The organism is Halomonas bluephagenesis (assembly GCF_054790765.1).
Genome location: NZ_CP133631.1, coordinates 2,725,320 through 2,743,933 on the forward strand (window position 1 = coordinate 2,725,320; position 18,614 = coordinate 2,743,933).

Here is an 18,614-nt window from a genome sequence, read left to right on the forward strand (position 1 = left end):
TGGTTCTGTTTTAAATTTGGATGCCTAACAGCGCAGCATTGGTGGGAAGTAAATGACGGCTGTATAAGGATAAATGCTCTTCAATATCAAAAGGCAGCCATTGCGGCTGCCTTTTTCGGTTAATGCTGGTTGTTCTCTCTTGTTTAGCGAGATTTGGTGTAAAAGCCAATCATGCACATAACGAGTCCAACCACCGAGACCAGCATGCCGCCGTTGACCAGCAGTGGAGAACGCTCAAGCCACGATACAAAGGGCTGCGGCGACTCGCTGCACGCACTTGCCAGGTAGTCCCAGTGTCCCCCGTCGAGCTGGCAGGCACGTACATCACCCAGCTCCCAGAAATAGACGCCGAGTAATACTAGAATCGGCAGGGCAAGCAGCAATAAACCAAATCGAATCATTCAAACCTCAACATTAAGGTGCCTAAGGACGTGTGCAGTTGGGGGTGCGGCCGCTATTACGCGCCTGCTCGTAGCTTGCCATAGCGTTATTCATGTTAGCTTGAAGCCCTTCGATGCGCTGGCCTTCGCTTGGGTGAGTCGACATCCAGGCGGGCGGAGCGCCACCGCTGGAGGCAGCCTGCATATTTTCCCAAACGGTAACACTTTCTCTTGGGTCAAAACCGGCCTGGGCCATCAGTTGGAGGCCGATAACATCGGCTTCACTCTCATGACGACGAGAGAATGGCAGCGCAATTCCGTACTGCGCACCCATTCCCAGTACGCCCATTAGCTGTTGGCCACCAGGGGTTTGCATTCCTGATGTGCTGGAAAGTACCGATAAACCAAGTGACGTGGCACTTTGGGTCGAGGCGCGCTCGTTGGCATGATTTGCAATTACGTGACCAATTTCGTGGCCGACAACTGAGGCTAGCTGATTTTGATTAGTTGCGATATCGAGCATGCCAGTATTCACGCCCATGTAACCACCAGGCAGAGCAAAGGCGTTGGGCTGTTCAGATTCAAAGACACGGATTTGCCAATCAAGATTACGCTGTTCGGCTGGCAATCCCTCTACGATGGCATCCGTAATGCACTGTACATAGCGATGGCTTGCCTGACCTGCAGTGGGAATATCTTGTTGATATTGCGCAAAGGCTTGCTGACCCATTTGATTGAGCTGATCATCAGAGAGCAGCAGCAACTGGGAGCGACCGGTAGGTGACGTGGAGCATGCTGCAATAGAAGCACACAGTGCAGTAACAGCCAGTGGGCGAAGCCAATGCATAGACGGTTTCCTTATAGACGAGTAGGGATCTTGCACACAAGATAACCACTGTCAGTGGTAAATCAACTCATATCATAACGCACTCTGAGGACAATCATGGATGCTGAATTGAGCCAACGCTTAACGCGGTTACTGGACCACGTAGAACACTGGCTGCCGCCTGCGCCAATCCCGGTGGATTGGAGCAAGCATGTGGCGGCCATTTGGCAGCGTCATCCGTTAGGAGGGCGCTTGGTTCCCGTGCCACCGCGAGACACAATGACACTGGACGACCTGTTAGGCATCGAGCGTCAAAAATTAGCGTTGGTCGATAACACACGTGCTTTTTTGCAGGGGCTACCCGCCAATCATGGTTTGCTGTGGGGATCACGGGGCAGCGGGAAGTCATCGGTGATTCGCGCGCTGCTTAACTCACTGGCAAGTGACGGGCTGCGCTTGATTCAGGTGGATCGCCACGATTTGGGTAGTCTGCCGATGTTGGTAGAACAGTTGCGCGATACGCCGCATCGTTTTGTGGTGTATTGCGACGATCTTTCGTTTGAAGGCAATGACGATGCTTACAAGGCACTCAAAAGCGTGCTAGACGGCGCATTGACGGGGCCGCCGGAAAACGTCTTGTTGTATGCCACTTCTAATCGTCGCCATTTGTTGCCGGAATCCATGGACGACAATAGCGGTACGCGTCTCGTGGGTGAAGAGCTACATCATGGTGACGCTGTTGAGGAGAAGATCTCATTGTCGGATCGCTTCGGCTTATGGTTAGGCTTTCATCCTTTTAGCCAAGCGACCTACTTAGAGGTCTGTGAGCACTGGGTTGCTCGTATTGGTGATAAGCAGGATTGGAGTGATGCTGCGCGGGCAGAAGCGGTTCGCTTTGCAACGCTAAGAGGTGGGCGCAGCGGCCGAACGGCTTGGCAGTTTGCAGCCCAGTGGGTGGGCCGCAAACGGCTTCATGAGAAGGCTACATAGCTAGTATTTAACGCACTGGGGTTAGCTGACCGTCGGCGCCTACGTTCAGGCGAATGGTCGGCGTTAAAAGCCCTGCGGGTAATGTCATACCCAGTCCACGCAGGTCTCCTGGCGTGATGGCAAGCTCACTGCCAGGCGGTAGAGCGCCCTGGGTAGCTAACTGACTGGCGAGTTCTAGCATTGGCATCATGCGCTGGGTATCGGTCGTCAGGATGTCAAATGATACGGGTAGACGTAATGTGGAGTCCTCCCCAGACGTGAGCGTTACATCCTCTTGGTATTGACCCTGCACTGGATCGACGCCCGGCATATCTAACATCCAGCGGAAACCTGACATCTCAACAGCGGGCATGCCGGAGGGTAAGCCAAGTCCCATCGCTAAGGTGGCTTGAACGGGCAAGCTGCCAGCACCAAGGCTAGACGCGAGCAAGCTTGTCAGGTCGCTGGTATCAAGCCCTGCTTGCACGCTGTAAGGGCCAATACGCACCTCTTCAATGCCTAGCGATGTTACCGCCAAGCGAAAGGCAAATAAGCCTGTTTGGGGCAGGGCAAGGCAGCCTGCTAGCAAGCTTGCCAGTAGCAGTAAGAGCAAACCGCGCCCGCGTTTAATTGCGTAGTGCATTAATATCCCTCCTAAGAAGGGCAATGGGTATGAGTGGCGATTGCCGAAAAGCGCGGCTATTTGAGGGCTCGTGCGGATAGCTGTCAAGCTAATTCACTAGAGAATGATGACCATTAACCAAAACGCCTGCTGATGGTCAGCAGGCGTTTGGTAGGTTCAATTAATGAGATAGCGTTAGCGGCGGCTTTTACGTGCTTCCTTTGTACGGTTGAGCTCGCGTTTTTTGGCCTTCTCTTTATCGCTTGCCCCTGCCATGTGGTCAAACGGATTGCTGCCCGAACGGAATTCAAAGCGCATCGGAGTACCGCGAACCTTTAACACTTTACGGAACGTGTTGGTTAGGTAGCGGCGGTAGGCTTCCGGCAGTGATTCAGTCTGGTTGCCGTGTACCACGATAATGGGTGGGTTGCTGCCACCTTGGTGCGCCATGCGTAGCTTGATACGCCGGCCGTTGACCATGGGCGGCGGATGTTGGCTGACTGCATCTTGAAGCAGCGTGGTCAATCGATTGGTCGACCAGTGAGCATTAGCGGCATCGAAAGCCCGTTCGATCGAAGGATAAAGATCGCCCACAGCGGTGCCGTGTAGTGCGGAGATAAAATGCATCTCCGCATACTCAGCAAAGCCTAAGCGGCGCTTAATTTCTGCGCGCATCTTCTCTTTCGCGTCGCTTTCCAGTCCATCCCACTTGTTGATTGCCAGCACCAATGCGCGGCCAGAGGTAAGTACGTAATCAAGCAGGTGTAGATCTTGCTCAACCAAACCGCTACGCGCATCCAGTACCATCACTGCGACGTGACACTCTTTGATAGCATCGAGCGTTTTGATGATGGAAAACTTTTCAGCGATCTCGCTCACGTTTTTACGCCGCCGAATACCTGCAGTATCGATCAATACGTAGGGCTTGCCACGACGTTCGAAAGGGATTTCAATCGCATCGCGGGTAGTGCCTGCCTCATCGAATACGACAACGCGCTCTTCGCCCAGCAGCCGGTTAACCAACGTGGATTTACCCACATTGGGGCGGCCAATAACGCCTATGCGAATGCCTTTGGTACCCGTATCCCCAGGAATGCTGGGGTCACGCTCGGGAAACGGCTCCAGTACGGTATCAATTAGCAGTGAAACATTGCGGCCGTGGGCGGCAGCAATCGGCCATGGGTCGCCAAGCCCTAAGGTCCAGAAGTCGGCCATGGCCGAATGCTCTTCCAAACCATCGGTTTTGTTGACCACCAGCCAGGTTTTTTTCTGATTAACGCGCAGATGGTTAGCAATGGCCTCATCAGCCACGTTAAGCCCCGCGCGAGCGTCTACCAGAAACAGTACAATATCGGCTTTATCAATCGCGGCCAGAGACTGCTCGGCCATTGCCGCATCAATCCCTTCTTCGTCACCGCTGATGCCGCCGGTATCAATCACCGTATACGCTTTGCCGCCTAGCATGCCGTTCCCGTATTTACGGTCACGGGTAAGGCCAGGAAAGTCCGCCACGAGCGCATCGCGTGAGCGGGTTAGGCGGTTAAACAACGTCGATTTGCCCACATTGGGCCGACCGACTAAAGCAATGACGGGTGTCATGGAGTTACTTCCAGGGTTTCCAGGCGACCATTATTGGCCTGGACATGAATGGTGCTGCCTTCAGTGGCAGGGCGCACGCTGATGCCCGATTTGTGCACGCGCGTACGGCCTACTAACGTGCCTTCGCGGGCATCAAGTAGATGAACGTAGCCTTCGAAGTCACCGACGACCACACGGCCATCTGCAAACGCAGGCGCTGTTAACCAGCGGTCTTCTAGGTCATCGTTACGCCACACTTCCTGTCCGCTGTCGGCATTCAGGCCAACGACGTGGCTATCATCAGTGACCACTAGCAGAATGTTACCTACCAAAATAGGGGTATGGCGGCTAGATAAGTTGCTTTCCCATAGAACGCCACCGCGCGTCGCTTCTAAAGCAACAACGTTACCGTTGTAGCTAGTGACGAAAAGTCGTCCATCGGGGGTTACTACTGGCTGACCGGCAAGGTCAACCAATCTGTCGACGTCGCTACGTCCGCGAGGAGTGGCAATCTGCAATTCCCAAAGTGGCTGGCCATTGCGGTTGTCTAATGTTGCTAGTCGCCCGTTAGCAAAGCCAACAAAACTCACGGGGTCGATGACCATTGGCGTGCCGGTACCGCGAAGGGTGAGCGAAGGTTGTGAGCTGGCATATCCCCAACGCTCCTCGCCACTGACGCGATCGAGAGCCGTAATTTGGCCATCAACGCTCTGAACAAGCAGTAGCTGTTGGTTCGCTTGAGGTGCTGCCAGCACTTCACTGGAAACCCGTGAGCGCCAATTAACACTGCCGTCGCGCTGATCTAGGGAGATAACTTCACCGTTGCGTGTGCCTAGATAAACCTGACCTGCAATGGCGTTCAGGGCGCTTGAAATAGGCGTGTCCAGCTCAATTTCCCACTTGCGGTTGCCGTTATCAGCGTTAAATGCGGCGACTAATCCATTGGCATCCGCTGCAAATATGGTGTCGCCTTCGCGAGCCGGTGCAATGGGGTAACGGGCGCGGCCAAAGCCATCGCCTACGTTCCTGCTCCATACGCCATTAAGCGAGGAAGTCTCTGCAAAGCTACGCAGTTCTTTTGGCGTATAAGCAGGTTCGCTTTTACTGGCACAGCCTGAAAGCAATGCTAACGCCACCGCTCCGACGGCAATGCGTAAAGACGGCTTGGAAAATAGCGATTTAGGAAGACTGGTCATGATCATTGTGTCACCTCTTCAACGCCGAGATCGTCAAGCTTGAACTGTACGCCGTAAAGCGGCTGATTCTGGGTTTGGGCCAGTTCTAGCGCAGTTTGCCAAGCGTCTCGCGCTTGTTCTGTTTGGTCTAACGCGGCATAAGCGTCGCCGCGCACGTTGGCTTGCTGAGCTGCCAGAGCATCAGTAATAGACGCATCTAACACGCTTAGGGCTGCTTCTGGATTGCCGTTTGCGATCTCAATCCGCGCCAATCTTAGCCATGCGAGACTTTGTACATAACGGCGAGAAGAGTCGCTAGCCACGTTCTCAAGCACGCTTTTTGCTGCGTCAAGATCACCTTGTTGAACGGCTAAACGCGCTTCCAGCAGCTGTGCTAACTCTGCATAGAGGGTGTTGCCATGATCACTGGTGATTTCGCTAATGAGCTCACGGGCATTGGCTAACTGATCATCTGCCAAGGTATTACCAGCCGTCATGTTGACGAGTTGCTGATAACGCACGGAGGCGGCTTCTGCTTGGCCTTCTTGATAGTTCTGCCATGCATTCCAGCCAAATACACCCGCCGCCGCAAGAACAGCCCCTGCTATGAGAGAGGTTCCGTTCTCTTTCCACCAGCGTTTAATTACCTCTAGCTGTTCTTCTTCGCTTCTCAGCTCCGCCACGGGCGGCCTCCTGTTCTTTAGCTCAGCCACTAAGGCGGCTGACGAGTGTTCGTCTGCCAGATAGTAGGCAGTAAGGTTAGTGGGACACTAGGTTTTGCAGTGTCGCGGTGAGCTCTGCTTGAGAAACGCGCAACTGTTCGCGATCATCACGCAAGAACTTAAGCGTTACGGCTTGCTCTGCCAGCTCGTCTTCGCCCAATAAGACTGCAACAGGTGCGTTGCTTTTGTCCGCTTTTTTCATTCGGCTTTTAAAACTGCCGCCGCCACAGTGCAACTGCAGCCTAAGGGTTGGCAGCTCACTACGTAGTTTTTCAGCCAGGGTGAGGGCGACAATGGTAGCGTTGTCATCCATGGGCAGCAGATAAACATCGCAGCCACCTAGCGCTTCTTCTGGAATCAGGTCTAATGTTTCCAGCAGCAATATTAAGCGCTCGATGCCCATGGCAAAACCAACGGCTGGCGTGGGCTTTCCGCCTAGTTGTTCGACCAGGCCATCGTAGCGGCCGCCTGCGCATACCGTGCCTTGGCTGCCTAGGGCCGTGGTCGTCCACTCAAATACTGTACGGCAGTAGTAATCAAGGCCGCGTACCAAGCGTGGGTTAACAACGTAGTCAATGCCTGCTGCATCCAGCATTGCTTTGAGTTGTTCAAAATGTGTCCGCGACTCCTCATCCAAATGATCCATCAACTGCGGCGCACCGTTCAGCATTTCTGCCATCGCTGGATTCTTGGAGTCCAAAATGCGCAGTGGGTTGCTGGTGAGGCGACGCTTAGAGTCGTCATCGAGGACATCGTGATGTTGTTCAAAATAGGCGACGAGTTTATCGCGATAGGCCGCGCGTGCGTCTGTGGAGCCTAGAGAGTTAAGCTCTAGCGTAACGTGTTCCAGTAAGCCGAGCTCTTGCCATAGACGAGCAGAAAGCAGAATGACTTCGGCATCAATATCCGGTCCATCAAAGCCGTACGTTTCTACGCCAACCTGATGAAACTGGCGATAGCGGCCTTTTTGCGGGCGCTCATGTCGGAACATGGGGCCTTGATACCACAGCCGTTGCGTTTGGTTATGCAGCAAGCCATGTTCCATCGCTGCTCGTACACAGCTGGCGGTACCTTCTGGCCGCAGCGTTAGGCTGTCGCCGTTGCGGTCATCGAACGTGTACATCTCTTTTTCGACAATATCGGTGACTTCACCAATAGAGCGAGCAAATAGCGCCGTTTGTTCAACAATGGGCGTACGGATTTCATCAAAGCCATAGCGATGCATGAGCTGACGCACCTTGGCTTCAAAAAATTGCCAGCGGGGACTTTCGCTGGGCAATAAATCATTCATACCACGGATAGCTTGAATTTTTTTTGCGGCGGACTTGCTCAATGAAAACTCCTTGTATGGGAGACAACGCTGGGGCGAGAAAAGAAACGTTATGCTCGCCTCCAGGTTGGGTATCACTTGCTCGGCTTTTTTAAACGCTGCGAGCAATCATGTCGTCTTCTTGCTGCTGTTTTTGGCGTACTTTCTCGCGGATCAGCTTTTCAAGGTCATCCACCAGGTGGTCATTACGTAGTTTGCTGGCAGGGTTGCCATCGATATAAACCAAGTTGGCAGGGGAGCCGCCGGTTAGGCCGATATCAGTTTCTTTCGCTTCACCTGGGCCATTAACGACGCAACCAATCACCGATACGTCCAGAGGGGTCATGACGTCTTCAAGCCGCTCCTCAAGCTGGTTCATGGTGCTGATGACGTCAAAATTTTGCCGCGAGCAACTGGGGCAGGCAATAAAATTAATGCCTTTGGCTCGCAGCCTCAGGCTTTTAAGCATGTCAAAGCCAACTTTAATTTCTTCTACTGGATCGGCGGCGAGCGATACGCGAATCGTGTCGCCAATGCCGTCCATCAGTAGCATGCCAAGGCCAATCGATGATTTGACTGTGCCTGAGCGTAGGCCGCCAGCTTCGGTAATGCCCAGGTGTAGTGGCTGGTCAATACGAGTAGCTAGGTCGCGGTACGCTGCTACCGCCATAAACACATCTGAGGCCTTTACGCTGACTTTAAATTCCTGAAAATCAAGACGATCAAGATAATCGATATGGCGCATGGCCGACTCCACTAACGCTGCGGGAGTAGGCTCGCCGTACTTTTTCTGAAGATCTTTTTCCAGTGACCCAGCATTGACGCCAATGCGAATCGGTATGCCGTTATCGCGGGCAGCACTAACAACCGCGCGCACTCGATCTTCGCGGCCAATGTTGCCTGGGTTAATACGCAAGCAGTCGACACCCAGTTCGGCAACACGCAGGGCAATTTTGTAGTCAAAATGAATGTCTGCTACCAGCGGTACGTCGACGCGCTGCTTGATTTTGCCAAAACTTTCAGCGGCATCCATATCGGGTACAGAAACGCGGACAATATCGGCTCCCGCTTTTTCCAACTGCTGAATTTGTGCCACGGTGGCATCGACGTCTAGGGTATTTGTGTTGGTCATGCTCTGAACGGCAATAGGTGCATCACCACCGACAGCAACATTGCCAACGTTAATTTGACGCGAGAAGCGGCGTTTAATCGGAGAAGGGGCGTGCATAAGACGGGTCACTCTCCCAGGGTAAAGCGGGCAACATTATTAGCACCGGCGCGCTGGACAAGATTAACGTTCTCGCCTTCATAGCGCAGTTCTACACCGGTGGCATTGCCGATAGTTAAACGAAAAGGCGGTTCGCCCTCAACACTTGCTGTGGTACCGGGCGTTTGCAGACCAACGAACACCCGCTGGTTATTGGCATCAAAAATTTCAGTCCACGACTGCTCGTTAAACGTAAGCTCAAGCAGATTGGGGTTTGTTGCAGGTGCCGTTTCGGCCGCATTGTCTTCACTAGCAGCGGCGGCATCAGCATCAGCTTGCCCAGCCGTATCGTCTGCAGAGGCGAACTCAGCGTCTTCTGCCCCTTCGGAAGAAGTAGGCGACTCTGATGCCGACTCAACGGCTGGCGCTGCGGCGTCAGCCGCTCCTTCATCGATGCTAGTCTGCTGTGCTGGCGCGCTGCTAGGAAGCTGAGGTGTGGCAACCTGCGCTTGCTCTGTCGGTGCTGCATTTTCGGCTGGCGCGCCCGTGGAGCTGCTCTCATCTTCTAAAGAGGGGTTGCTCCCCATGCTGGGTGGCTCGCTGCCGCCACGGCTTTGCCACCACATTACCGTGACTGCAATTAAGGCAACAATCACTAGCAAGGTGACTAGCTTGAATAACCAAGCGCCAATACGGGAGGGTGGCCGAGTGACTGAAACAGGGGCCACTCGACGATCTGTCTCTGTATTCCCATGGTTAGCTTGGTAGGCCTCAAGTACTAAGCGATCGTCCATGCCTAGGTACTTTGCGTAAGCACGTAAATAGCCCCGGCGATAAGCGGCAACGGGGATTTCTTCGTAGTTATCTTGTTCTAAACCGTCGACAACCGCAGGGCGTAAATTAAGGGCCCGTGCGGCATCGGTAAGCGGTACGCCGAGTGCTTCGCGTTGGCGTGAGAGAAGCTCGCCAGGTGTTGCAGTTGGGCTAGAGGTCGTAACATTATCGTGTGATTGTGTATCGCTCATAGCTGAGCATCCTTCAATAATTAGGTGGTCAGGGCACCGTTAGTCAATATTCAATAAGCGCTGGTAGTTCGCAGCCGCAGCGTGATCACCACGGGCGTGGGCGATATCGATCGCCATTTCCAACGCGACTGGATCTTGCCCGGCCAGTTGCAAGTAGCTCTGCAGCGGCTCCCAGGCTTGACCATAATTGCCCTGTGAAACTTCAAGTTCGGCTAATAATAAATATCCACGCGGGCTACGTGGATCAATGCTCACTGCGCGCATTAGGCGTTTGCGCGCTTCATCAATGTTATCGGCTGCCAAATAGCATTGCCCCAGGTTAGTAAACAGCTGGGCACGATTGGCATATTGGGCATCGTGAGATGCGGTTTCTAACTGTTCGCAGGCGGCGTTGAACTGCCCCTGCTGATATAAAAACGCCGCGTAATTGTTACGCGCACGCGTTAAAGAGGGCGCTGATTTAATCGCTTGCTGAAAATAACGACTTGCAAGCTCATTTTCGCTCTGCTGTTGATAGACCAGCGCAAGCGCCTGAAGTGCCTCAGCATTGCGAGGATTAATTTCAAGCGCACGATCCAGCGCGCCGAGCGCACGGGTCAGGTTGTCGCGTTCTAGGTAGGCAACCCCTAGTTGGGTGTAAGCGTCTGCAGCGCCATCGTTAGCCTGAGAAGACGTGCTACCTGAAGAGGCACAACCGGCTAACAACATGCTGCTTACTAGCATGCACAGCATGGGAACCCGGGATGGGTAAAATCGCCAGCGGTGACCGATCATGTACACCCTCTTGTAGTAACCATCTTCTCGTAACCGTCTTCAAAGAGCTATTTTCAAAAAAACATCTTCAAAGAACCATCTTTCAGTGACCATTAGACACGTAGTTATTCGATATTCGAAAAAATTTGCGCTTGTGGCGGGTTGAAAACGTGTCCATCAAAGCGCTGCACTCGACGGAAGTCAAGATAACGACGGTTTAGTCCGCATCAAGCTGTACGGACTGAATATAGCGCGCACTTCGCTTAGTGCGGTCTTTGACACGGCCGACTAGCTGACCGCAGGCAGCGTCGATGTCCTCACCCCGCGTGACGCGTACGGTGGCGTTATAACCCAGGTCATAGAGCCATTGCTGAAAGCGCATCACTTGGTTACGTGAGGGCTTTTCGTAGCCTGAGTTAGGAAATGGATTGAACGGTATCAGGTTGATCTTGCAGGGCAGTTCTTTTAACAGTGCCGCCAGTTGCTCGGCATGTTCCTGCTGGTCATTCACATCTCTAATGAGCGTATATTCAATGGTAACCTGACGATTATCCGGGCATTTGGATAGGTAACGATGACAGGCGTCCAGAAGTGCGCGGATATTATATTTACGATTAATCGGTACCAGCTCGTTGCGTAGCTCGTCGGTAGAGGCATGCAACGAAATGGCTAAGCTCACGTCGATCTCATCGCCAAGTTTATCTATCATCGGCACAACGCCTGATGTGGAAAGCGTGACGCGGCGTTTGGAAAGTCCGTAGCCGTTGTCGTCTAGCATCAGCTTCATTGCCGGAACAACGTTATCGAAGTTGAGCAGCGGCTCACCCATGCCCATCATGACCACGTTAGTCACCGGGCGATTAGCGGTGTCGCGACGCGGGCCAACGCTACGCTGGGCGACCCACACTTGGCCGATAATTTCGGCGGCGGTCAAGTTGCGCTGGAAGCCTTGCTTGCCCGTCGAGCAAAAGCTGCAATCTAACGAGCAGCCTACCTGGGAAGAGACACATAGCGTCCGGCGCTTGCCGTTTTCCGCAGGAATCAGCACCGTTTCCACGTAACTGCCATCTTCTACTTCCAAGACCCACTTACGCGTGCCGTCGCTTGAAGTACCTTCATAGACAACGGCAGGGCCACGAATCTCTGCCAGCCGAGCCAGGTTTTCACGCAGCGGTTTAGAGAGATTCGTCATGGCAGCAAAGTCATCGCTGCCTTCCTGGTGAATCCACTTCATTAGCTGGGCAGCGCGAAACTTCTTTTCGCCGATCGACAAAAAGAAGTCTTCCATCTGCTCACGAGACATACCAAGCAGGTTCTGGCGCTCTGGCGCGTTAGTGGCGGCAGGTTCGCTTTCGGTCGAGGAGCGAGAGGTAGGCGTATGTTGAGCTACGGTAGTGGTCATGGCGGTCAGCGTTCAGAGAAAAGGCGGGGGCATAGCCCCCGCGAAAATGGCCGGCAACGGATGTTGAATCGGCGGCACGCTTGGCTTAGCGCGGGCAAATTTCGTCGTTACCGAAGAAGTAACTAATTTCGCGTTCAGCGCTTTCCGGAGAATCAGAACCATGGACAGCGTTTGCGTCGATTGTTTCCGCAAAGTCAGCGCGGATAGTGCCGGCTGCCGCTTCTTTCGGGTTAGTAGCACCCATCAGATCGCGGTTTTTAGCAATAGCACCTTCGCCTTCTAGTACCTGAACAACAACCGGGCCAGAGGTCATGAAGCCAACCAGGTCTTTAAAGAAAGGGCGCTCTTTATGTTCGGCGTAGAAACCGCCAGCTTTCTCTTCAGAAAGATGAACCATCTTAGCAGCAACAACTTTCAGGCCTGCTTTTTCAAAGCGAGAAATGATGTCGCCAATCGCATTTTTAGCAACGGCATCAGGCTTGATAATAGAAAGAGTACGTTCAATTGCCATGGTGTAATCTCCTTAAGAGGCATAAAGCAGAAGTGCCGCCCCGGAAAGCCGAGGCGGCGCAGGAAAAATGAGTCGGCAGGGCTGCCATTGCATTACCGGATGCCGAGTGGCCGCGATTATAGCGCCTCAAGGGGATGATGAATACCGGTGATGCAGCGCTAAACGCTTAGACCGTGAAGCTTTCGCCACAGCCACACTGATCTTTAACGTTAGGATTGTTGAAGCGGAAAAAGCGATTCAGCCCTTCGCTTACATAGTCCACTTCACTGCCGTTGAGCATTTCGAGCGCGTCTGGAGCGACATACACGCTGGCGCCATGCTCTTCAAAGCGGATTTCGTCATCGCTGACGTCGTCGGCAAAATCGAGTACGTAGCTATAGCCTGAACAGCCGCTAGGCTTTACGGAAACGCGCAGCCCAAGCCCTTGGCCACGTTCATCAAGAACGTGACGAATTTGCTGAGCAGCAGCGGGAGTAATGTTGAGAGTTGCCATAGGGGCGTTCTCCTTCAAGAAATCGGTAGGTTGATTGCCTAGTGGTGGCATCAGCCATTTAACGCGTTGCTGAGCGTAGGCCGCTCAACGCGTGGCGCAGTAGTGTCAGCGCATGATCAATGTCGGCGTCGGTAGTGAAACGCCCAAAGCTGAAACGCAGTGATGAGAGTGCAAGGGCGCGCGGCGTACCAATTCCCAATAAAACATAGGAAGGGTCGACGCTAGCAGAGTTGCAGGCAGACCCAGTTGACACAGCAACATCGCGCAGCGCCATCAATAGAGATTCACCATCTACCCCTTGAAATGCCAGATTTAAAATATTGGGAACGGCATTTTCCAGAGGCGAGTTGGCGAAGACACCATCAGCATCTTCTAGCCCCTTTAGGAAGCGCTCGCGTAGCTGGGCGATATGCGCTTGATCTTCCTGATGGTGGTGTTGCATTAACGCAAACGCTTCACCCATGCCAGCAATTTGATGGGTAGGAAGTGTTCCAGAGCGCATGCCTCGCTCGTGGCCGCCGCCATGGATGAGTGCTTCTATGCGTATATCTGGATGGCGTTTGACGTAAAGTGCGCCTACCCCTTTGGGGCCGTAAGCCTTATGACCAGACAATGACATCAAATCAATCTGCTGTGCCGCTACGTCTAATGGGATGCGTCCAACGGCTTGGGCTGCATCGGTATGGAAAACGGCTCCAAATTCATGGGCAACCTCTGCTAACGCGGTAATATCATTGATGCTACCCAATTCATTATTACCCGCCATTAATGACACGAGCGCCGTGTCATCACGCATGGCTGCGCGCAACTGTTCAGGCGTTGTGCGTCCGTCTCGTCCTGGCGTGATCCACGTCACCTCGAAACCTTCGCTTTCTAAGGCGTTGGCAGTATCGACAATCGCTTTATGCTCAATGGTAGACGTTACCAAGTGCATGCCGCGCTCACGATTGGCGCGCATGTAGCCAATCAGCGCTAGATTGTTAGCCTCAGTGGCACCGCTGGTCCAAACCACTTCACGTGGGTCAGCGCCAATGGTGTCCGCTACTTGGCGGCGGGCCTGCTCTATCACCTGCTCCGCCTGCCAGCCCCACATATGGCTGCGCGAGGCAGGGTTGGCAAATAGCTGGTCAACGGTTAAGTAGCGCTGCATGACGTCAGCCACGCGGGTATCGACCGGCGTGGTCGCGGCATAGTCCAAATAAATCGGCAGCGAAGGTGAGGAGGTCATCGTCATAGAGTCCAACGTGCGGTGAAAGCCGTTAAGGGGATGAGGCGAGAATGCCTGCTTCTACGCGTTGCTTTTGCCGAGAGGCAATGCGCATAACATCGGGGCGCTGCATCAGTTGTGCAAGGCTGGTGTCATCCAGGAAATTACGAATTTGGCCTGACAGATCACACCACAGGTGGTGGGTTAGGCAGGTGTCGCCTTGTTGGCAGTCTGAAAGCCCTTGGCAGCGTGTTGCATCCACGGTCTCATTAACGGCATCAATCACTTGGGAAACACTGATATCTTCGGCTGGTTTAGCCAGCAAATAGCCGCCACCAGGACCGCGCACGCTGCTAACTAGGCCCGCTCGGCGTAGGCGTGCGAATAGCTGCTCAAGATAGGAGAGCGAAATTTCCTGACGCTGAGAAATATCCCCCAGGCTGGTAGGGCCTTGAGGGGTATTTATCGCCAAATCGAGCATGGCGGTAACGGCGTAACGGCCTTTAGTGGTCAAGCGCATGACAGGCACCTCGACGCTGAACCTCAGCGCACTTACGGCAAATGTAGCGCCATTATGGAAATCCTGAGTGCTTTGGTCAACTATTGCGCGATGTCGTTGAGTCAGATGACGAGTCAGCAGTTGTGTCAGGAGCTGTTTTCTGTGGGCTGGCTGCTACTGTCTCGGTTGTCCCAGCGTTGGCTTTTGGGTCGTGGCTGTGTTTGCCACCCCCTGGGCAGCCTGTATCGTTTTCGTCAAGAATGTCGGCGAAATCTTCATCCCGCAGGGCAGGTAGTTGGCCGTCGCGATAGTTGGCATCTAATTTACGCAGCGTTGAACACATACGCTCAATGCGCTCATCCACGGCGTGCATGTGGTCAAGCATTGCCTGCATCGAGCGTGCCACAGGGTCGGGCATGTCTTGGCTAACACCATAAGCATCGAAGCCGAATTTTTGGCAAATCGCTTCACGGCGAGCCGGGTCAACGTCTAACGCTTCTTCGACATCGGGGTCGGCGCGTTTAACGATTTTGCCAGGAATGCCAACCACTGTAGCGCCAGATGGTACTTCTTTGGTTACCACTGCGTTAGAGCCAATTTTGGCTCCCGCGCCAACGGTGAATGGACCAAGAATCTTGGCGCCAGCACCAACAATGACGCCATCTTCTAGCGTAGGGTGGCGCTTACCTTTATTCCAACTGGTGCCGCCCAAGGTAACGCCTTGATAAAGGGTGACGTTATTGCCAACTAACGCTGTTTCGCCGATCACTACGCCCATGCCGTGATCAATAAAGAAACGGCGGCCAATGGTGGCTCCTGGGTGGATTTCAATGCCGGTCAGCCAGCGGGAAAACGTCGATAGCGTTCGCGCTAACCATTTAAGGTTTTTCTTCCATAGCCAGTGGCTGCAGCGGTGAAGCAGCAGGGCGTGCAGGCCGGGATAGTTGGTCAGCACCTCAAGAAAGTTACGTGCCGCAGGGTCGCGGTCGAATACGCTATTAATGTCTTCACGCAGGCGTTGAAACATGGGTGATCCTTGGGCGTTAAAGGGCAGTAATCATAATTTCTTGGAATATGGTTAGGGCAATGTAGCGTTCAAAAAAGCGATGTTGGGGCGTACTGATGCGACTTCAAGTTTAGGCCGTTCAGGCTGCTAGCAGCGAGCAGCGTTAAGGACGGTGTTTATTCGCCGCTTTTTCGGTTGCCGAGAGAATGCCACGCAGAATGTTCATTTCCATTTTTTCTGGGCGAGCACGCAGATACAGGCGACGTAATCTAGCCATTAGTTGGCGCGGCTGTGCAGGGTCATGAAATTCAATAGCAATCAGCGTGCGCTCCAAGTGCTCAAAATAGCGCTCAAGCTCGACGTGGGTTGCTAGCGCATCATCGTCTTCGTGTGCGGTGCTGGCGGTATCCTGTTGGCTAAGCCATGCCATACGACACTCATACGCGATAACCTGAACGGCAGCGGCCAGGTTTAGCGAGCTAAAGTCCGCATTGGTGGGAATATGTACGTGGGCGTGACAACGCTGCAGCTCGGCATTGGTTAAGCCGCTGTCTTCACGGCCAAATACCAGGGCGACACGTGCATTGTCGGGCTGGCATTCACTGGGCAGCCGTTCGGCCAGCTCGCGGGGGGAGATCATCGGCCAAGGCAGCGTGCGCGAGCGGGCGCTGGCGCCCACGGCAAGCGTGCAGTCAGCAACAGCGTCTTCGAGGGCAGGGTGAACCTTTGCCTGGTGAAGCAAGTGGTCGGCTCCCGAGGCGCGGGAAATGCTGTCTTGGGCAATCACCTCACAGCGCGGTGCCACCAGGGCTAAGTCGGCTAAGCCCATGTTGTGCATGGCGCGGGCGACGCCGCCAATATTACCAGGATGGCTAGTGCCAATAAGAACAATACGGATGCGCTCAAGCATAATGGGCTCGGTAATCAAGTGCGGAAAACGCGCAGTTTAGCATGAGTCGATAGCATGCCCGAGGGGGCTCTGTTAGAATTGCGCGCCAAAGCAGTCCTGCCACTGCCTCCGTTCTTTAACATCACTGTGACAAGGCCCGATCATGAATCCTATGGTCCAATTTACGCTGCGCGCTGCGCGTGGCGCTGTTGAACACTTTTTACGTGTTCGTGAGCGCATTGAAAATGCTCACGATGAATTTAACCTCGACCGCTTGCTGGAAGACACCGCTCGCAAAGCAGAGGCTACCATTGTTCAGCAGCTGCAGCGTGGGTATCCCCTGCACGGCTTCAGTGGCCGCTATACGCCCCATAAAGCGGGTGAAGGCGAAGGCGCTGATATCGTCTGGAAGATTGAACCAATGCACGGCTATTCCAATTTAGCGGTGGCAGGTAAGGGCTTTGCTCTCTCAGTGGTGTGTCTCGTGAAAGGTCGTCCTGAGCATGCGGTCATTATTTGCCCGTTCGCCGATGACGAATATATCGCCAGCCGCGGTCGCGGCGCTCAGCACAACGACAAGCGCATGCGTGTAAGCAAACCTACCGCCATTAGCGGTACGCGAATAGCGATGAGCCTGCCTGAAACTTGGTTGCGCCCAAGTCATTTGTCAGCTTACCTGACCATTACTCAACAATTAGCGCCCCAAGTAGAAGCCATGTTGGCTTCTGGTAGCGGCCTGCTGGATATTTGTGAACTCGCCTGTGGCCGTGTGGACAGTGTTTTTGTACTGGGCCTTGAAGAGCAGGATATGCAGGTGGGGACGCTATTGCTGAAAGAGGCTGGTGCGTTGATGGGCACGCCTGATGGCAAGCCGACAGTGAATGCTGAAGGCCAGCTAATGGCCGCTGGTCCGCGACTGTACAAGGCCTTGATTAAACAATTGGCACCGCATTTTTAAACGTTTAAAAATGATGTAATTAAAAAGCCCTGCTGGTGAAAACCAGCAGGGCTTTTTGTTGTGCGCCAATCAAAGCGCTGGCGCGATAGAGCCGCTGTTTAAGGTAGCTCTTCTTCCTCTTCGTCCACTTCTTTCTTCGTGGGGATAAGGTCTTCCCGTGAAAGCCTAAGCGGGATCAGTAGCGCGCCTGAGATATAAATTGATGAGAACGTACCCACCACGATGCCAATCAGCAGCGCAATAGCGAAGTTCTCAATCATATCGCCGCCCAATAGCAACAGCGCCAGCAGCACCAGTACGGTAGTGCTAGAAGTGGCGAGCGTGCGGGACAGCGTGGCATTGATCGCTTCGTTGAAGATTTGCGGCATATCATCAATACGCGATGTGCGAATAGACTCGCGGATACGGTCATACACAACAATTGTGTCGTTTAGCGAGTAGCCGATAACAGCCAAAATCGCTGCCAGTACAGTGAGATCGAAGTCCAACTGAAACAGCGCAAAAATGCCAACAACGATGATGACATCGTGTAGCAGAGCCAGCAGGGCACCAAGCGCAAACTTGTATTGAAAGCGAAAAGCAACGTAAAGCATTACCACGCCCAATGCCACCAGAAGGCCTAAGCCGCTTTGGTCGCGTAGCTGGTCGCCGACCTGTGCGCCGACAAACTCGGCTCGTACAAGATTAACGCTATCGCCACTGGCACGTAGCAAGCTGACGACTTCGTTGCCGACATCAGCATCGAACGCCTGCTGAAGACGGATAAGTATCTCAGTTGATGCCCCAAACGTTTGTACCGACACATCTTGGAAGCCACTGTCTTCGAGCAATTGACGAATCGCGTCTAAGGAAGGTGCTGCGCCATAGCGCACTTCCACCAGCGTACCGCCAGTGAAGTCCAGCCCAAGGTTTAGCTGCTGAAAAATAATCGCGCCAATCGAGATGATTAGCAGCACGGCAGAGACGACAAACGCAAGGTTGCGCCGCCCCATAAAGTCGATTCGCAGTTGTGATAGGGGTTTCATTACCACCTCTTAAATTCTGGGCTAAGCACGTGGTTCAGATCCATGCTTTTCAAATCTA

General features: G+C 53.6%; 20 protein-coding genes. 2 read left to right on the plus strand and 18 right to left on the minus strand.

Annotated features, from left to right (window positions below; all coding sequences use genetic code 11):
* Positions 1 to 143: 143 nt before the first annotated feature.
* Positions 144 to 401, minus strand: a complete 258-nt coding sequence (locus REH51_RS12260) for a hypothetical protein (RefSeq protein WP_498935905.1) — start codon at positions 399 to 401, stop codon at positions 144 to 146.
* 22 nt (positions 402 to 423) lie between these two features.
* On the minus strand, positions 424 to 1,227 hold the full coding sequence (locus tag REH51_RS12265) for a M48 family metallopeptidase (RefSeq protein WP_498935906.1): 804 nt from the start codon (positions 1,225 to 1,227) through the stop codon (positions 424 to 426).
* Between the two features lie 96 nt (positions 1,228 to 1,323).
* Between REH51_RS12265 and REH51_RS12270 the strand changes: the two genes are divergently transcribed.
* Complete coding sequence (locus REH51_RS12270; RefSeq protein ID WP_009722107.1) at positions 1,324 to 2,196, plus strand: ATP-binding protein; 873 nt, start codon at positions 1,324 to 1,326, stop codon at positions 2,194 to 2,196.
* Positions 2,197 to 2,203: 7 nt separating this feature from the next.
* Here the strand turns inward: REH51_RS12270 and REH51_RS12275 are convergent, their stop codons facing one another.
* The 15 genes from REH51_RS12275 to trmJ form a co-directional block, all read right to left on the minus strand.
* Positions 2,204 to 2,818, minus strand: coding sequence for a hypothetical protein (locus tag REH51_RS12275; protein WP_009722108.1), 615 nt, complete (start codon positions 2,816 to 2,818; stop codon positions 2,204 to 2,206).
* A 174-nt stretch (positions 2,819 to 2,992) separates the two neighbouring features.
* Positions 2,993 to 4,396 carry a ribosome biogenesis GTPase Der gene (der, locus tag REH51_RS12280; protein WP_498935908.1) on the minus strand — a complete coding sequence of 468 codons (1,404 nt, stop codon included), beginning with the start codon at positions 4,394 to 4,396 and terminating at the stop codon, positions 2,993 to 2,995.
* Positions 4,393 to 5,577 (minus strand): outer membrane protein assembly factor BamB, encoded by a 1,185-nt coding sequence (bamB, locus tag REH51_RS12285; protein ID WP_498935909.1) that lies wholly within the window; start codon positions 5,575 to 5,577, stop codon positions 4,393 to 4,395. The genes der and bamB overlap by 4 nt, the downstream gene beginning before the upstream one ends.
* Positions 5,574 to 6,233, minus strand: coding sequence for a YfgM family protein (locus REH51_RS12290; protein WP_009722111.1), 660 nt, complete (start codon positions 6,231 to 6,233; stop codon positions 5,574 to 5,576). Before REH51_RS12290 ends, bamB begins: the two co-directional genes overlap by 4 nt.
* Positions 6,234 to 6,309: 76 nt before the next feature.
* A complete protein-coding gene (gene hisS, locus REH51_RS12295; RefSeq protein WP_009722112.1) occupies positions 6,310 to 7,605 on the minus strand; it encodes a histidine--tRNA ligase in 1,296 nt (431 codons plus the stop codon).
* An 88-nt stretch (positions 7,606 to 7,693) separates the two neighbouring features.
* Positions 7,694 to 8,809: a flavodoxin-dependent (E)-4-hydroxy-3-methylbut-2-enyl-diphosphate synthase gene (gene ispG, locus REH51_RS12300; protein WP_498935911.1), complete on the minus strand. Its 1,116-nt coding sequence runs from the start codon at positions 8,807 to 8,809 to the stop codon at positions 7,694 to 7,696.
* 8 nt (positions 8,810 to 8,817) lie between these two features.
* The gene (locus tag REH51_RS12305; protein ID WP_498935913.1) at positions 8,818 to 9,813 is read right to left on the minus strand and encodes a RodZ domain-containing protein; all 996 of its coding nucleotides are present in this window, start codon (positions 9,811 to 9,813) and stop codon (positions 8,818 to 8,820) included.
* A gap of 39 nt (positions 9,814 to 9,852) precedes the next feature.
* The gene (pilW, locus tag REH51_RS12310; RefSeq protein ID WP_009722116.1) at positions 9,853 to 10,587 is read right to left on the minus strand and encodes a type IV pilus biogenesis/stability protein PilW; all 735 of its coding nucleotides are present in this window, start codon (positions 10,585 to 10,587) and stop codon (positions 9,853 to 9,855) included.
* A gap of 196 nt (positions 10,588 to 10,783) precedes the next feature.
* A complete protein-coding gene (gene rlmN / locus REH51_RS12315; protein ID WP_498935915.1) occupies positions 10,784 to 11,968 on the minus strand; it encodes a dual-specificity RNA methyltransferase RlmN in 1,185 nt (394 codons plus the stop codon).
* Between the two features lie 85 nt (positions 11,969 to 12,053).
* Positions 12,054 to 12,479, minus strand: a complete 426-nt coding sequence (gene ndk, locus REH51_RS12320) for a nucleoside-diphosphate kinase (RefSeq protein ID WP_009722118.1) — start codon at positions 12,477 to 12,479, stop codon at positions 12,054 to 12,056.
* Between the two features lie 166 nt (positions 12,480 to 12,645).
* On the minus strand, positions 12,646 to 12,972 hold the full coding sequence (locus REH51_RS12325) for a HesB/IscA family protein (RefSeq protein WP_009722119.1): 327 nt from the start codon (positions 12,970 to 12,972) through the stop codon (positions 12,646 to 12,648).
* Between the two features lie 58 nt (positions 12,973 to 13,030).
* On the minus strand, positions 13,031 to 14,200 hold the full coding sequence (locus REH51_RS12330) for an aminotransferase class V-fold PLP-dependent enzyme (protein WP_498935917.1): 1,170 nt from the start codon (positions 14,198 to 14,200) through the stop codon (positions 13,031 to 13,033).
* A gap of 31 nt (positions 14,201 to 14,231) precedes the next feature.
* The gene (gene iscR / locus REH51_RS12335) at positions 14,232 to 14,699 is read right to left on the minus strand and encodes a Fe-S cluster assembly transcriptional regulator IscR (protein ID WP_009722121.1); all 468 of its coding nucleotides are present in this window, start codon (positions 14,697 to 14,699) and stop codon (positions 14,232 to 14,234) included.
* A gap of 76 nt (positions 14,700 to 14,775) precedes the next feature.
* The gene (gene cysE, locus REH51_RS12340) at positions 14,776 to 15,705 is read right to left on the minus strand and encodes a serine O-acetyltransferase (protein WP_498935919.1); all 930 of its coding nucleotides are present in this window, start codon (positions 15,703 to 15,705) and stop codon (positions 14,776 to 14,778) included.
* Between the two features lie 142 nt (positions 15,706 to 15,847).
* On the minus strand, positions 15,848 to 16,594 hold the full coding sequence (gene trmJ, locus REH51_RS12345) for a tRNA (cytosine(32)/uridine(32)-2'-O)-methyltransferase TrmJ (RefSeq protein ID WP_009722123.1): 747 nt from the start codon (positions 16,592 to 16,594) through the stop codon (positions 15,848 to 15,850).
* 142 nt (positions 16,595 to 16,736) lie between these two features.
* Here trmJ and REH51_RS12350 point away from each other — a divergent pair, with 142 nt between their 5' ends.
* Entirely contained in the window at positions 16,737 to 17,531 is a 795-nt protein-coding gene (locus REH51_RS12350; RefSeq protein ID WP_009722124.1) for an inositol monophosphatase family protein, read from the plus strand.
* Between the two features lie 98 nt (positions 17,532 to 17,629).
* On the opposite strand, the gene secF is transcribed toward REH51_RS12350, so the two are convergent.
* The gene (gene secF / locus REH51_RS12355; RefSeq protein WP_009722125.1) at positions 17,630 to 18,556 is read right to left on the minus strand and encodes a protein translocase subunit SecF; all 927 of its coding nucleotides are present in this window, start codon (positions 18,554 to 18,556) and stop codon (positions 17,630 to 17,632) included.
* Positions 18,557 to 18,614: the final 58 nt, after the last annotated feature.